Annotated in this window: 7 protein-coding genes; 3 read left to right on the forward strand and 4 right to left on the reverse strand. The window is 69.9% G+C overall.

Annotated features, from left to right (window positions below; genetic code table 11):
- Positions 1-183 precede the first annotated feature (183 nt).
- Genes MRBLWH10_RS14275 through MRBLWH10_RS14285 form a run of 3 tightly spaced genes read left to right on the forward strand, consistent with a single transcriptional unit; the run spans position 184 to position 3,934 of the window.
- Entirely contained in the window at positions 184-1,260 is a 1,077-nt protein-coding gene (locus MRBLWH10_RS14275; protein WP_341940405.1) for a polysaccharide pyruvyl transferase family protein, read from the forward strand.
- Positions 1,257-2,468, forward strand: a complete 1,212-nt coding sequence (locus tag MRBLWH10_RS14280; protein ID WP_223587170.1) for a Coenzyme F420 hydrogenase/dehydrogenase, beta subunit C-terminal domain — start codon at positions 1,257-1,259, stop codon at positions 2,466-2,468. Before MRBLWH10_RS14275 ends, MRBLWH10_RS14280 begins: the two co-directional genes overlap by 4 nt.
- A complete protein-coding gene (locus MRBLWH10_RS14285; protein ID WP_105673938.1) occupies positions 2,468-3,934 on the forward strand; it encodes a lipopolysaccharide biosynthesis protein in 1,467 nt (488 codons plus the stop codon). Before MRBLWH10_RS14280 ends, MRBLWH10_RS14285 begins: the two co-directional genes overlap by 1 nt.
- On the opposite strand, the gene MRBLWH10_RS14290 is transcribed toward MRBLWH10_RS14285, so the two are convergent.
- From MRBLWH10_RS14290 to MRBLWH10_RS14305, 4 genes are all read right to left on the reverse strand, one after another.
- A complete protein-coding gene (locus MRBLWH10_RS14290) occupies positions 3,862-5,160 on the reverse strand; it encodes a hypothetical protein (RefSeq protein ID WP_341940406.1) in 1,299 nt (432 codons plus the stop codon). The genes MRBLWH10_RS14285 and MRBLWH10_RS14290 overlap by 73 nt on opposite strands.
- A gap of 60 nt (positions 5,161-5,220) precedes the next feature.
- A complete protein-coding gene (locus tag MRBLWH10_RS14295; RefSeq protein ID WP_341940407.1) occupies positions 5,221-9,897 on the reverse strand; it encodes a PKD domain-containing protein in 4,677 nt (1,558 codons plus the stop codon).
- A gap of 330 nt (positions 9,898-10,227) precedes the next feature.
- Positions 10,228-14,898, reverse strand: a complete 4,671-nt coding sequence (locus tag MRBLWH10_RS14300; RefSeq protein WP_341940408.1) for a PKD domain-containing protein — start codon at positions 14,896-14,898, stop codon at positions 10,228-10,230.
- Positions 14,898-15,512: a hypothetical protein gene (locus MRBLWH10_RS14305; RefSeq protein WP_341940409.1), complete on the reverse strand. Its 615-nt coding sequence runs from the start codon at positions 15,510-15,512 to the stop codon at positions 14,898-14,900. The genes MRBLWH10_RS14300 and MRBLWH10_RS14305 overlap by 1 nt, the downstream gene beginning before the upstream one ends.
- Positions 15,513-15,517: the final 5 nt, after the last annotated feature.

Raw genomic sequence — 15,517 nt, forward strand, 5'->3', positions numbered from 1 at the left:
GTAGCCGACCGCCTGCGCGAACCCTGAGGATGCGGGGCTCGTGATGCTAGGATGAGCCTGCTCAGCCGTATCCTCGTACGGCGCGCTGAGCATTCATCTGGGGAGATGTGCGGTCGTCATGACCGCGTCTGAAGGGCAGCGGCCCGATCGCGAACGGGGCGCGTCGGGGTCGAGGGGGTTTACGTGCGCGTTCTCATCGCATGGGCGAACGATTCCAGCGTCAATCTGGGAGTCCGCGCGCTCGCGCGCGGGTCCGAGGATCTGGTCAGATCGGTCTGGCCCGACGCGGAGTTCACCTATCTCAACTACGGGCGGCGGCAGCCCGAGGTTCCGTGGAGTCCGCGCGCCCTGGTGCGCGAGCGGGTCACGGGGCGTCTCGGCATGCAGCGCTGGCTCCGCGGCTTCGACCTCGTGTGGGACACCCGCTCGGGCGACAGCTTCGCCGACATCTACGGCCTCACCCGGCACACGACGATGTCACTGCTGCACGAGTTCGCTGCCCAGGCCGGCGTGCCGTCGGTCATGGCGCCGCAGACCATCGGCCCGTTCCACACCCGCCGCGGCCGCGCTCTCGCCCGCCGCAACCTGCACCGCAGCCGCCTGGTCTTCGCCCGCGACATCGTCAGCGCGAACGCCTCCGCCCAGCTGGGGCGCCCGGTCGCCGCGGTCACGAGCGATCTCGTGTTCGGCATCGACCAGCCGACGCCGTCGGCGACGAAGCGCGACGTGCTGCTGAACGTGTCCGGCCTGCTGTGGAACGATAACCCGCACGTCGACGCCCCGCACTATCGCGACGCCATCCGCCGCATCATCGACGAGCTGCTGGCGGCGGGCCGATCGGTCACGATCTTCCCGCACGTGCTCGACTCGCAGAGCCACGACAACGACGTGCCGGTGAGCCGCGAGCTCGCCGCCGAGTACGACGGACGGGTCGACCTCGTCGTGCCCACCGACCTCGAGGACGCACGGTCGATCATCGCGGCGAGCGAGCTCGTCATCGGGGCCCGCATGCACGCCTGCCTCAACGCGCTCTCCACCGGCACGCCGGCGATCGCGATGGCCTACTCGCGCAAGTTCGCACCGCTGATGGATGCCGTCGGCTGGACCCGCGTCGTCTCGATCACCGAGAACGGGGACTGGGCGGGCGAGGTGCTCGCACACGCCGCGGCCCCCGATCTGCGCAGCGGCGCGGAAGAGGCCCGCGACAGGGGTCGTGCCCTGCTCGAGCCCCTGGTGGCCGGCCTGAAGCAGTCGCTGTGACCGCGCTGCAGGAGCGCATCGCCGATGTGCTGACCCGTGACGCCTGCTCGGGGTGCGGCCTGTGCCCCCGACTCGATCCCGGCGTCAGCATGCGCCTCGACGACCGCGGCTACCTGCGCCCGACGTACGAGGCGGAGTCAGCGCCGATCGACGGAGCGGCCGAGGTGTTCGATCGCTCATGCCCGGGCATGCGCATCACCGCTCCCGCCGCTCCTGAGGGAGCCGAGCACGATGCCCTGCTCGGTCCGAACGTCGGCCTCTGGCAGGCCTGGGCGACAGACGACGATATCCGACGCGCCGGCAGCAGCGGCGGCGCGCTCACGGCGCTGCACGCCTGGCTGCTCGACACCGGCCGGGCCGCCCGCATCACCGGAGCCGCCGCGGAGCGCACCTCCCCGCGGCGCACGGTGCCCGTGACGATCACGACGCGCGAGCAGGCCCTCGCCGCCGCGGGCTCCCGCTACGCCCCCGTCGGCGCCCTGGAGAACCCCGACGTGTTCCGCACCGACAGCGCGGTCGCGGCGAAGCCCTGCGAGGTGGCGGCGCTGCGCGCCGCGGCGCCTCAGCTCGTCGACGGAGAGGCTCCGCTGCTGCTGTCGTTCTTCTGCGCCGGCACGCCGAGCCAGAAGGCCACCGAGTCGCTGCTCACCGAGCTCGGCGTCTCCCCCGACCAGCCCGTCGATGCGCTGCGCTATCGCGGCAACGGCTGGCCCGGCCGCTTCACCGCTCGCAGCGGCGATCTCGAGGTATCCGCCGACTACGACGAGTCCTGGGGCAGGGTTCTCGGGCCCACCACGCAGTGGCGCTGCAAGATCTGCCCCGACGGCGTCGGACAGGCCGCCGACATCGTGTGCGCCGACTCCTGGGAGACCGACGAACGGGGGTACCCGACCTTCGCCGAGGGAGACGGCATCAGCGCCCTCGTCGCCCGCACGCCGCGCGGACGGGACGTGATCCTCGCCGCCGTCGACGCCGGAGTCATCGCCGTGCGTCCGCTCCCCGGCGCGCACCTGCGCGACGCCCAGCCTCTGCAGACAGCACGTCGACAGTTCCTCTTCGCCCGCCTGCTCGGCTCGCGCCTCGCCGGTCGACGCCCTCCGCGCTACCGCGGCTTCGACCTGATCCGCCTGACCGCCGCGCGGCCCCGCGAGGCGATCCGGGTGCTGCGCGGGACGTTCCGCCGGGTGCGCGCGGCACAGAGGCGCTGATGGCCTCGTCCCTCGCGCACTCCGCAGCCCGCGGCGCCTACTTCACCCTCGCCGCGCAGGCCGCGAGGATCATCCTGCAGCTGCTGTCCGTCGTGGTGCTGGCGCGGATCCTCTCCCCGCACGACTACGGCCTGCTGGCGATCGTCCTGGTCGTCGTCGGTCTCGGCGAGATCTTCCGCGACTTCGGCCTCACGTCGGCATCCATCCAGGCGCCCGAGCTGTCCACCGGCCAGCGCGACAACCTGTTCTGGATCAACGCGGCGATCGGCGTGGTGCTCACCGCGATCATGTTCTCGCTGTCGTGGGCGATCGGCGCCGTGACCGGCGAGCCCGAGCTCGTTGGCATCTCGCAGTGGCTGTCGCTGACGTTCCTGCTGAACGGACTCGCGACGCAGCACAGGGCCAACCTGATGCGCGACCTCAAGCTGCGTCCCCTCGCCGTCATCGACGTCGCGTCCTCGGCCATCGCCCTCGCGGTCGCGATCGTCGCAGCGGTCGCCGGCATGGGCTACTGGTCCCTGGTGATCCAGCAGCTCGTCACCGGCATCATCCTGCTCGTCGGCGTCGTCGCGGCCGGACGCTGGCTGCCGCGCCCGTACTCGCGATCACATCCGGTCAAGCAGCTGGTGAACTTCGGATGGACGCTGGTCGCGACCAACCTGATCGGCTACGCCGCGCGTCAGATCGACACGGTCATGATCAGCTTCCGGTTCGGCACGGCCCCTCTGGGTCTCTACAACCGTGCCTTCCAGCTGATCATGACGCCTCTGACGCAGGTACGCTCCCCGCTGCAGTCGGTGGCCCTCCCGGTGCTGTCGCGCGTGCAGCAGGACCAGCCGCGCTTCGAGACCTATGTGACGGCCGCGCAGCTCGCGCTGGGCTTCCTGTTCGGCATCCCGGTGGCGATCGTCGCCGGCCTCGCCGAGCCGGCCGTCGACATCATGCTCGGCAGCCGGTGGGCGGAGGCCGCCCCGATGCTGCGCATGTTCGCGATCGCCGGCATCCTGACCACCGTCTCGTTCGTGGGGTACTGGGTGTACCTCGCGCGCGGCCTTGGTGCCGACCTGCTCCGGTACACGATCGTCACCGCCCTCATCAAGGTGGTGTGCATCGTGATCGGCTCGTTCTTCGGCGTCCTCGGCGTCGCCATCGCCTTCGCCGTGCACCCCGCGATCGCGTGGCCCATCTCGCTCGCCTGGCTCTCCCGGATCACGCCGATGCCGCGACGGCAGCTGTACCAGGGCGCCGGGCGCATCATCGCCGTCTCGCTGGCCGCCGGACTCGCCGCCTGGGGCGCCGCGCAGGCCCTCACGGCGACGAACGCCTGGGTGCAGCTCGGAGTGGGGCTCGTGGCCGGTCTCGCGATCTCCGCCGCCGCCCTCGCGATCCCGGTCTACCGTCGCGACGCGAAGACGCTGTCCTCTTTCGTGCGGCTCATGCTGAAGAGGGACGGCAGCGCGGCCTGATCGTCGGCCGCATCGGCATCCCTCCCCTGCTGAGCCCACGCGACGGCGAGGCCGGCGAGGAACCACAGGTACGCGCCTGCCTGCGTGATGAGCGCAACGGCGAAGATCGCGGGCAGCTGGGAGGCCACGGCGATCGACGGCGGCGACGCCTTGCCGGGGCGGAGGATGTACGCCGCGGCGAACACGAGCGCGGCGATCAGGAGCAGTGACGGGATCCACCCGAACCGCAATGCGAACACGAGGAACGCGTTGTCGACCGACTTCGCGTAGGCGCCGAGATACTCGCCTCCGACGGTGAGTCCGCTCCAGTCGCCCGCGCTGCCGAACAGCTGCACCTGCGACACGAGCGAGAACAGTCCTGAACGGTAGTCGGCGCTGCCGCCCGCCTCATCGCCCGCCTCGAGGAAGATCTCCCCGACGAAGGGGATGATGATGATCGCGGCGACGACTCCGAGAGCGGCCACCGACCAGCGCATCGCGCGATCGAGCCCGGGGAGCAGCAGCACCGAGAGCACGACGGTGAAGGCGAGGGTCAGCATGCCGATGCGGCTGATGGTCGTGACCGTCGCCGCAGTGACGATGCCGAGCGCGACCAGCCGGACGGCGACCGGCCATCGGGCGGCGACGATGAAGGCGGACGACATCGCGAAGGCCGCGCCCATCGCGATCGAATGACCCCAGGCGCCCTCGACCCGCAGCCGATCGGCACGGACCTGCAAGCCGCCCCAGCTGGCGTAGAGGTCAGCCCCCATCGCGGGAAGCGACACGAAGATGTTCGTGCCGGTGGCGAACTCGATGAGACCGAGCACGGCCGCCACCGTCACGACGGTGGCGAGCACCGCAGTGACGAACGAGCGCTTCACGCGCGACAGCACCAGTCGACCCCAGATGTACGGCAGCACCCACTCGAGCAGAGCGATCACGGTGGCCGAGAGTCCGGTCATCTTGAGGGCGAACTGCGTCGCCGCCATCAGCGTGAACACCCCCATGATGAGGTCTATCCCGTTGAGGCGGATGTCGGAGATGTTCGTCAGCACCGCGACGAGGGTGAGCAGGGTGATCGCCGACCAGAAGAAGCCGACGTTGACGCCGATCCACACGGGCACGAAGAAGAGGACGAGGGCCCAGACCACGAAGGTGAGACGCGGGCTGGCCCGGAACAGCAGGATGCCGATCACGCCCACGCCAGCGGCGATCGCCGCGAGCAGGAGAGTGCTCCCGTTCACGACGATCGCCGCATCAGCTGTTCGGACATCAGCACGAGCCTATGGCACGTGCCCTGGGATTCACCCGTTGTCCGTGACCCGGAAACCGTCGACCCTCAGGACTGCCGGACCGGTGGCGGAGCTCACGCGGTTCGCGTGCACCCCGACCGCTCCGGCGGCGTCGATCCCGGTGGTGTCGACGAACGAGGTCTGCCAGGCGGCGGGCTCGGTGGTGCCCTGCTTCCAGAGCTTGGCCGAGATCGTCGTCGAGGCCCCGCCGGACACGTCGACCTTCAGGGTGAAGGCGTCGCCCGCACCGCGCGTGATCCCCGGCACCTGGTACGTCGAGAGCACCGCAGACCCCTGCTGGATCACGATCCACACGGTGCCGTTGGAGTTCAGCCACGCGCGCACGAGGTAGTTGTCCGTGGCGCTCGATCGTGCGATCAGGCCGGCGTACGCCTGCCCCGTCGCCGGTGCGGCATCGGCGCTGAAGTCCATCGACATCGTGACGTTCTTCGCCGACACCGTGTTGAGCAGCATGTTGCGCGTGCTGCCGGCGCCGAGCGTGAGCACGCCCGCTCCGTCGACGGAAGCTGCGGACGCCGCACCCCCGGAGAGCGTCCACGCGCCACCCAGGTCGGCGGTGCCCCAGCCCGCGGTCGCCGTCCTGCCGAAGTCGTCGCTCGCGACGACCGCTCCGGGCTGCGGACCGACGGGCGGGTCGGTGGCGACGACCTGGTGGGTGACGGTGCCGGTGGCCCCGTCATCGTCCGTGACCGTCAGCGTCACGTCGTACGTGCCCGCCGCGGCGTAGGTGTGCGTCGCGGTCGCACCGGTACCTGCGGCCGTGCCGTCTCCCCAGTTCCAGGAGTACCCGGCGACGGTGCCGTCGCTGTCCGTCGACGTCGATCCGTCGACCGCGACACCGAGGTTCGTCACCGTGCTCGTGAACGCCGCCGTCGGAGCCACGTTCGGCAGCGGACCGACCGGGGCCTTGAGGTCGGTGAGCCGCAGCGCGTCGAACGAGAACGTCGCGGTCGAGGTGGCGCTGCCGGCGCGGTTCGCGTGGACGCTCGTCCATCCGCTGCCCTGCAGTCCCGCCGTGGCGTCGGTCGTGGAGAGCTGCCAGTCGGCGGGCTCCGCGGTGCCGTCCTTCCAGGTTTTCACCTGGATGGTCGTCGGCGATGCGCCCGAGACCTTGACCGAGAGGCGGAACACGTCTCCCGCCGCCCACGTGGTCGTCAGCGCCTTGGACACCAGGACGGTGCTGTCGCGCTGGATCACCAGCCACAGCTTTCCGTCGTTGCGCATCCAGACACGCGTGAGGTACTCCGAGGTCGCCGACTTGCGGGCGCTCACCCCCACATAGGAGCTGCCGGTGGCAGGGCCCTGATCGGCGGAGTACGTCAGCGTCGTGAGCGTGTCGGCGAGCGACGTGCCCTGCAGGGCCACGTTGCGCGTCTGCCCCGCCGCCAGCGTCAGCTTTCCTGCGCCGCCGGACACGGATGCCGCCGACGCCGCCCCGTTCATCACGGTGTAGGCGCCGCCGAGCTCGGCAGCCCCCCATCCGGACGATGCCGTGCGCTCGAAGTCGTCACGGATCGCGAAGGCCTGGTCCGCCACCGTGACGGTGCGCGTGGTCGTGGCGGTCGCACCCACGCTGTCGGTCAGCGTGAGGGTGATCGTGAAGTCCCCGGCCGCCGCGTAGACGTGCGAGGCCGTGGCTCCGCTGCCCGCGGGGCTGCCGTCTCCCCAGTTCCACGAGTACGCGAGCGTCGCGGCATCCGATGCCGTGGACGCCGACCCGTCGACCGAGACGGTCAGCGCGTTGGCGGCGGCCGTGAAGCTCGCCACCGGCGCCGCATGGGTCACGATGACGTTCGCGGTCTTCGTCGCCTGCCCGCCGCGGTCGTCGGTCACGGTCAGCGTGACCGCGTACGTGCCCGGCGCCGCATAGGCGTGCGAGGCGGTGACGCCCGAGCCGGCCGCGGAGCCGTCGCCCCAGTTCCAGGAGTACGACGCGATCGTGCCGTCGGGGTCAGCCGACGTCGCGCCGTTCACCGAGGCCGTGAGGCCCGATGCCGTCGAGGTGAAGTCCGCCGTCGGCAGCACGTTGGGCCCGGTGACGGCGACCTGGTGCGTGACGGTACCCGTGAGGCCACGGCTGTCCGTGACGCTCAGCACGACGTCGTAGGTGCCGGAGGTCCCGTAGACGTGAGTCGGGGTCGCGCCGGTCCCGTTGTGGCCGTCGCCGAAGTCCCACGCGTAGCCCGTGATCGTCTGTCCTGCGTCGACCGTGCTGGCCGTCGCGTCGAACGCCACAGACAGGTTCGTCGGCGTGGAGGTGAACGCGGCGGTCGGTGCGTGGATGCCTGCACCCACCGCGTAGTGGGCGGCGACCTGCGCGGCGCTCAGCGCCGTCGGGTAGACCGCGAACTCGTCGACCGTGCCGTTGAACTCCCAGCGTCCGGGAGCATCGGGCCAGCCGCCCATGCTGTCCCCGCCCACGCGCCAGTAGCCGTCGTAGCCCTGCGCATCGGTGACCGAGGCGTCCTGCGCGATGAGCGCGCCGTCGACGTAGAGCTTCATCCCGTCATCGCCGAGCGACGTCACCGCGTGGTGCCACTGACCGTCGTTGTACGAGGCGCTCGACGACACCGTGCGCACCCCGCCCGGGTAGACGCCGAATGTCAGTCGTCCGTTGTTCTGCATGTACAGATGCCGGTCGTAGTTCCCGGAGAAGCCGGTCTGCTGGTTGCCGAAGCCGACGATCTTGCCGCCGTCGGTGGTGGTGGTCTTGAACCATACCTCGGTGGAGAAGACGTTCGGCCCGCTGACCGAGGACCCGGACGAGACGAGGCCTGATGTCGTGCCGTCGAGCTTCGACGCCGACGTCCCGGTGGTGCCCTCGACGGCTCCCGGCGACGTGACGCTCACCCCGCTGCTGAACAGCGGGTCGGCTCCCCCGGCCCAGTCCGTGGTGGTGGTTCCCAGCGGGTAGTAGAGCTGTGCGCCGTCATCGAGCACGGCGTTGGCGTAGTCGGAGGCCGATCCGCTCGTTGCCGTGGCCGTGACCGGTTGGCTGGTGGCGGCGTTGCCGTTCGCGTCGACCGCTCTCACGGTATAGGTGTACGTGGATCCCGGAGCGACCGTCTTGTCGCTCAACGAGAGCTGCGTCTTGTTCCACCACCCCGACGACACGACCTTCTGGTCGAGCACGCCGGCCGTGCCCGTGCGCAGGAGCTGGTAGGTCAGGTCGCGGTCGTCACGGTCCCAGTTGACCGGAATGGACACGCGGATGCGGCCAGGAGATGCGGTCGCCGCCGTCGGGGCGCCCCAGCTCGCGCCGGTGAGACGCGGTCCCTGCTTCGCGCCGCCCGAGGGCGTCGTCGAGAACCGCACGATGCCCTGGTAGCGCTGGCCGTTGACGCTCGTGAACTCGCCGGCGACGGAGATGTAATCCCCCACACCGGTGATGGAGAGACCGGCCTGACCGAGTCCGGACGCCGTGCCGACCGTGAAGTCGGGGTACCAGGCGTATCCGGACGGGGAGGGCGTGCCGCTCCAGTCCTTGTAGATGGAGCCGACGGAGACCGAGCGGCTCAGGGTCCCCTCCGCCGTCGTGGTGAAGGCCTCCATGTAGCGGTACTGACGCACCGGCTGCTCGGGCCACAGGTTCACGGTCTCGCACTGGTGCATGTGACTCGTCGCGTAGACGACCTTGCCGGTGGAGTAGACGCCGTAGTGGTCGCCGTGGCAGTCGGCCACCCAGCGGATCGCCCCGCTGCCGGCATCCGCGGCGAAGACGCCCTCGAGGTTGCCGGTGTTGACGTCGGAGAAGACCCAGCCGGTGCCGTAGACGCCCGTGGCATCGGTGGACAGGGCGAAGATGCCCGCCTTTCCGGATGCCGCGCCGTTGATGACCGTGCTGTTCGCCTGCCATCCGGTGTTCACGACACCGGAGACGGGGTCGATGGCCGAGAGCCCGCGCTGCGAGGCGAGACCGTTGACCATGGAGAAGCGGCCGCCCGCGATGATCTGCGAGCCGTCGGGGTCGGTGACGAGCGCGTCGACCTGCAGGTCAGACGTCGGAGCCCAGCTCCGCAGAGCGCCGTTCGAGGTCGCGAAGGCGGCGAAGTTCTTGCGGGCGGTCCCGTTGGCCTGAGTGAAGTTGCCTGCCACGTAGACGGAGTCGCCGAGCAGGGTGATGCCGAACACGCCGACCCCGCCGACGGAGGGGGTGAAGCCGGAGATCAGCTGACCGGTCTGGGCGTCGAGGGCGGCGAAGTTGAAGCGCGCGGTGCCGTTCACCTGGGTGAAGGAGCCGCCGATGTAGATGCGCGACCCGTCTGTCGAGTGCGCGATCGACTTGATCACGCCGTTGACCGACGGCGCGAAGGGCAGGAGATTGCCGGTCGTGATGTCGTAGGCGAGGATGTTGCTGCGCGGAGTCAGGTTCGTGCCGGGAGCGGCGAGCGCGGCCCGTGCGTTCGAGAAGCTGCCCGCCGCGTACACGGTGTTGCCGACCGTGGTCTGCGCCCACACGTAGCCGGAGTCGATCTGCACCGTCGGCAACGCGTCGGCCGTCGCCACGTCGGCGGTTCGCTGGAGGAACGGCGCCTTGGCGGTGGGGACGGCTGCGGATGCCGTGACGGGAGCGATCAGCGCTGCGCTGAAGGCGAGGACGATGCCGACGAATGCGGCGAACACCGCGCGCCAGCGCGCGGTCCTGCGACGTGCGACCAGAGTGCTCATCAGACGACCTTTCCGAATATGACTGCCACGGGCTCCCCGACGGCATGGCTGACGGAGGCTGTGGCCGGAAGGCCAGACGCAGTGAATTCGAACAGCGCCGAATTCCCTGTTCGGCGCGTGCACCGATGACGGTTCACGTGATCCCCAGTTTCCCCAGTAATACGGCCACTCCCCTAAGCGGTCGCATTGGTATATTACCCCGTCGCCCTCATCCCCGTCGAGGGGTGTTTCTGCAGATTTCCACCGATTTCACGCAAGAAAGCGGCCGCCCCTCGCAGAGAAATGTCTCGGCGAGAGGCGGCCGCCTGTCGACTCTTCGTTGCGGCCGGATCAGCCGTTGTCGAGAACCCGGAAGTTGTCGACGGAGATGACGGTCGGCGCGGTGGCGGAGCTGACACGGTTGCCGTGCACTCCGACGGCACCGGCGGCGTCGATACCGGTGGTGTCGACGAACGAGGTCTGCCAGTTCGCCGGCTCCTCGGTGCCCTGACGCCACAGCTTCGCCGAGATCGTCGTGGATGCTCCGCCGGATACGTCGACCTTGAGGGTGAACGAGTCTCCGGCGCCGCGGGTGATTCCCGGGACCACGAAAGTGGACAGCACAGCGGATCCCTGCTGGATCACGATCGACACAGTCCCGTTCGCGTTCAGCCAGGCGCGCACGAGATAGTTGTCCGTCGCGCTCGACCTGGCGATGAGGCCGACATATGCGGACCCGGTGGACGGAGCCGCATCGGCGCTGAAATCGGCCGACATCGTGACATTCTTCGCGGACACCGAATTCAGCAGCATATTGCGCGTTCCGCCCGCCGCGAGGGTGAGCTTTCCGACGCCGTCTGCGACGGATGCGGCCGATGCCGCACCGCCCGTGAGACTCCACGCACCGCCGACGTCCGAGGTGCCCCAGCCCGAGGTCGCCGTGCGGGCGAACGCATCGCGAGCGATCGCCGGATCCACGACGGGCGGGTCGGTGGCGACGACCTGGTGGGTGACGGTGCCGGTGGCGCCGTCGTCATCCGTGACCGTCAGCGTCACGTCGTACGTGCCCGCCGCGGCGTAGGTGTGCGACGCGGTCGCGCCCGTGCCTGCGGCCGTGCCGTCTCCCCAGTTCCAGGAGTACCCGGCGACGGTGCCGTCGCTGTCCGTCGACGTGGATCCGTCGACCGCGACACCGAGGTTCGTCACCGTGCTCGTGAACGCCGCCGTCGGAGCCACGTTCGGCAGCGGGGCCTTGAGGTCGGTGACCCGCAGCGAATCGAACGAGAAGACCGCGGTCGACGTCGCCGTGGATCCACGGGATGCGTGCACGCTCGTCCAGCCGGTCCCCTGCAGGTCGGCGGTCGAGTCGGTCACGGTGAGCTGCCAGTCGGCGGGCTCGATCGCGCCGTCCTTCCAGGTCTTCACCTGGATGGTCGTCGGCGACGCACCGCTGACGTTCACCGCGAGACGGAACACGTCTCCGGCGGCCCACGTCGTGGTGAGCGCCTGCGTGGCGATCACGGTGCTGCCGCGCTGGACGGTGAGCCAGAGCTTGCCGTCGGTCCGCATCCAGACGCGGGCCAGGTACTCGTTCGTCGCGGACTTGCGGGCGCTCACGCCGACGTAGGATCCGCCGGTGGACGGCGCCTGGTCGATCGAGTACGACAGCGACGTCAGCGTGTCGGCGAGCGACGTGCCCTGCAGTGCCAGGTTGCGCGTCTGACCGGTGGCGAGCGTCAGCAGTCCCCGACCGCCCGCGACGGATGCCGCGGCCGCCGCCCCGTTCATCACGGTGTACGCGCCGCCGGCCTCGGCCGAACCCCAGCCGGATGCCGCGGTGCGCTCGAAGTCGTCGCGGATCGCGAACGGCTTGTCGGCGACGGTCGCCGTGCGGGTGGTCGTCGCGGTCGCGCCGAGGCTGTCGGTCACCGTCAGGGTGATCGTGTAGTTGCCGGCCACCGCGTAGTGGTGCGACGCGGTCGCTCCGCTGCCCGCGGCCGAGCCGTCGCCCCAGTTCCAGGAGTAACTGAGCGTCGCGGCATCCGACGCGGTCGAGGCCGAGGCGTTGACGTTCACGTCGAGCACATTCGGGCTCGCCTCGAACGACGCGACCGGAGCGGCATGCGTCACGACGACGTCGCCCGTCTTGGTCGCCTGACCGCCGCGGTCATCCGTCACCGTGAGCGTCACGGTGTAGGTTCCCGCCGCCCCGTAGGCATGCGTGGCCGTGGCTCCGGCACCAGCGGGCGTTCCGTCGCCCCAGTTCCAGGAGTACCCGGCGATCGTGCCGTCGGAGTCGGCGGACGGCAGGCCGTTCACCGATGCGGTGAGTCCGGAGACCGTGGAGGTGAAGTCCGCCGTCGGCAGGACGTTCGGCGCGAGGGCCGTGACCTGCTGGGTGGACACCCCGATGATCCCGCGGCTGTCCGTGGCGGTGAGCGTGACGGTGTACGTGCCGGAGGCGGCGTACACGTGCGTGGGCGTCGCGCCGGTCGCGGTCTGTCCGTCGCCGAAGTTCCAGGAGTAGCCCGTGATGGTCTGTCCGGTGTCGGCGGTCGCGGTGCCGGTGAAGGCGACCGAGAGGTCGGTCGCGGCCGTGGTGAACGAGGCCGTCGGGGCCTTGAAGCCCATACCCGTCGCGTAGTGCTGCGCGACCTGCGCGGCCGTCAGCGCGTTCGGGTAGACCGCGAACTCGTCGATGCTGCCGGCGAAGGAGTACGACGTCGGTGCGCTCGGCCATCCGCTCAGGTTGTCATAGCCCACTCGCCAGTATCCGTTGTAGTTGTTCTGCGCCGCGACAACGGACGTGTCCTGCGCGACGACCTTGCCGTCGACGTAGAGCACCATGCCCGCCGGGCTCAGCGTCGAGACGACGTGGTGCCACTTGTTGTCGTTGTAGGACGCGGTCGTGGTCACGGTCTTCGCGGTCACGGGGTTGACGCCATAGGCGAGGCGCCCGTTGTTCAGCATGTAGACGTTGCGATCATTGCTGCCGGAGCTGCCCGTCTGGGAGGAACCGTAGCCGAAGACCTTGCCTCCGCGGGTGGTGCTCGTCTTGAACCAGGCCTCGGCGGCGTAGTTGTCGTCGCCCTTCGCCGCGGTCGCCGACGAGACACGGCCCGACGTGGAGCCGCTGAAGCTGGAGGCGCTGGCGCCGGTCGTGCCCTGCACGGCTCCCGGCGACGTGTTGCTGACGCCGCTGCCGACGACCGGGTTCGCGCCGCCGGCCCAGTTGCCGCCGAGGCTGCCGAGCGGGTAGTACAGCTCGGCGCGGTCGTTGAGGACGAGGTTGGCGTAGTCGGAGCCGGTGCCACCCGCGGCGGTCACCGAGACCGGCTGACTGAGCGCGGAGTTGCCATCGGCATCCACCGCCTTGACCGTGTAGGTGTAGTTGGTTCCGGGTACGGCCGTGGGGTCGTTGAGGACGACCGCGCCGATCTGCCACCACACCGACTGCGTGGTCACCTGGTCGACCGGAGTGGCCGAGTCGGAGCGGAGCAGCTGATAGGTGAGGTCGCGGTTGTCGCGATCCCAGTTCGTCGTGGTCGACACGCGCACGCGTCCGGACTGCGTCGACGTCGCCGTCGGCGTGGCCCAGTCGGTGCCGGAGAGCCGCGGCCCCTGCTTGGCGCCGCCCGCGGGCTTGGAGGAGAAACGCACGATGCCCTGGAACATCTTGTTGTTCACGCTCGTGAACTCTCCCGCGACGGCGACGTAGTCGCCGGCACCCGTGATCGACAGCCCCGCCTGGCCAAGGCCCGTGGTGTTTCCGACCGTGTAGTCAGGGGTGACCGCATAGGCGGACGGAGACGGCGTGCCGTTCCAGTCGGCATAGGTCGACCCCAGGCTGGTGCTGCGGGTGAGCGTTCCTTCCGCCGTCGCTGTGAACGCGAGCATGTAGCGCCAGGTACGGGTGCTCTGTTCGGGCCAGAGGTTGGCCGTCTCACAGGCATGCGTGTGGCTCGTCGTGTAGACGACCTTTCCCGTCGAGTACACGCCGTAGTTGTCGCCGTGGCAGTCCGCGACCCAACGAATTGCGCCAGTGCCCACCTCGGCCGCGAACGCGCCTTCGAGGTTGCCGGCGGTGTGCGCCGTGTAGACCCACCCTGTGCCGTAGATGCCCGTCCCGTCGGTGGACAGTCCGAAGATACCCGTCTTGCCTGCGGCGCTTGTGCCGAGTGCCCCGCCATTCTTCACGGTGTTGGGTGCGGCCCATCCGGTGTCGATGCCGCCGGTGGTCGGATCGAGAGCCACGAGCCCGCGCTGGGTCGCGTTGTTGATGAGGTAGAAGCGTCCGCCGGCGATCACGTGCTGCCCGCCGGGCTCCATGACGAGCGCATCGACCTGCTGGTCGGAGGTCGGCGCCCAGTCGCGCAGAGCCCCGTTCGAGGTCGCGAAGGCGGCGAAGTTCTTGCGCGCCACCGTGTTCGCCTGTGTGAAGTTGCCCGCCACGTACACGGAGTCCGCGCTCACCGCGATGCCGTACACGCCGGCGCCGCCGACAGCGGGCGCGAAGCCCGGGATCAGCTGCCCGGTCTGGGCGTCGAGGGCCGCGAAGTTGTACCGCGCGGTGCCGTTGACCTGCGTGAACGAGCCGCCGATGTAGATGCGAGATCCGTCGGGAGACGCCGCGACGGCCTTGATCACGCCGTTCACCGCAGGAGCGAAGCCCTGCAGCTCACCCGTCGTGATGTCGTAGGCGAGGATGTTGCTGCGCGGGGTCAGGCTCGTGCCCGGAGCAGCGAGCGCAGCCCGCGCGTTCGTGAAGCTGCCGCCCGCGTAGACGATGTTGCCGATCGTGGCCTGCGCCCACACGTACCCCGAGTCGATCTGGACCGTCGGCAGCGGGTCGGAGGTGATCACGTCGTTCGTGCGCTCGAGCAGAGGCGCCTTCGCCGCCGGCACCGCCGCGGACGCGGCGTTCGGGACGGCGACGACAGCGGCCGCTGCGAGAGCGATGCCGACGCCGAGCGCCAGGGCCGCCCGCAGACGCGAGCGCGAGGTTCCAGCCTGAACAGCCATCAGGAGACCTTTCCGGTGAAGATCGCCACAGGCTCACCGGCGGCGTAGTTGACGGAGACGGCGACGTCGCGACCGGACGCGGAGCCGAGCATGAAGACATAGCGACCGGTGGCGGACTTCCCCGGTGCGAGTGAGCCGGTCAGCGGCGCGGGATCGCCCGCGGTCGTGCCGATGCCGGGCTCGCCGTCCTGCGCGTTGACGGTGACGACGGCGGAGTCGAGGCTCTGCGCGGCATCCGTGCCGTTCTTCGCGGTGACGGTGACGACGACGGCGGTTCCGGAGACCTCGCCGGGCGTCTCCGCCTTGACGGTCACGGACTCGACCTTGTCGATCACGACGGAGATGCCGGTGTCGAAGGCGACGGTCTCGCCGACGGCGGCCTCCTGCGTCGGAAGCGGAGCCGCGGTCTGCGGGCCGTCCCCGGCGTCGGGAGTCTCGGTCGCGCCGGGCGGCAGGATCTGCGTCGCGCTCGGCGACGGCGACGGCGAAGCGCCGTCCGTCTCAGCAGGCGCGCATGCGGCAAGGGTGAGCATCGCCGCGATGACGACGGCTCCCCCGACAGTTTTTGACAGCGTCGAATACCCCGTTCGACGCGTGCACCAATGAAGGCTCACGTTTT

Source organism: Microbacterium sp. LWH10-1.2, assembly GCF_038397765.1.
Taxonomy (GTDB): domain Bacteria; phylum Actinomycetota; class Actinomycetes; order Actinomycetales; family Microbacteriaceae; genus Microbacterium; species Microbacterium natoriense.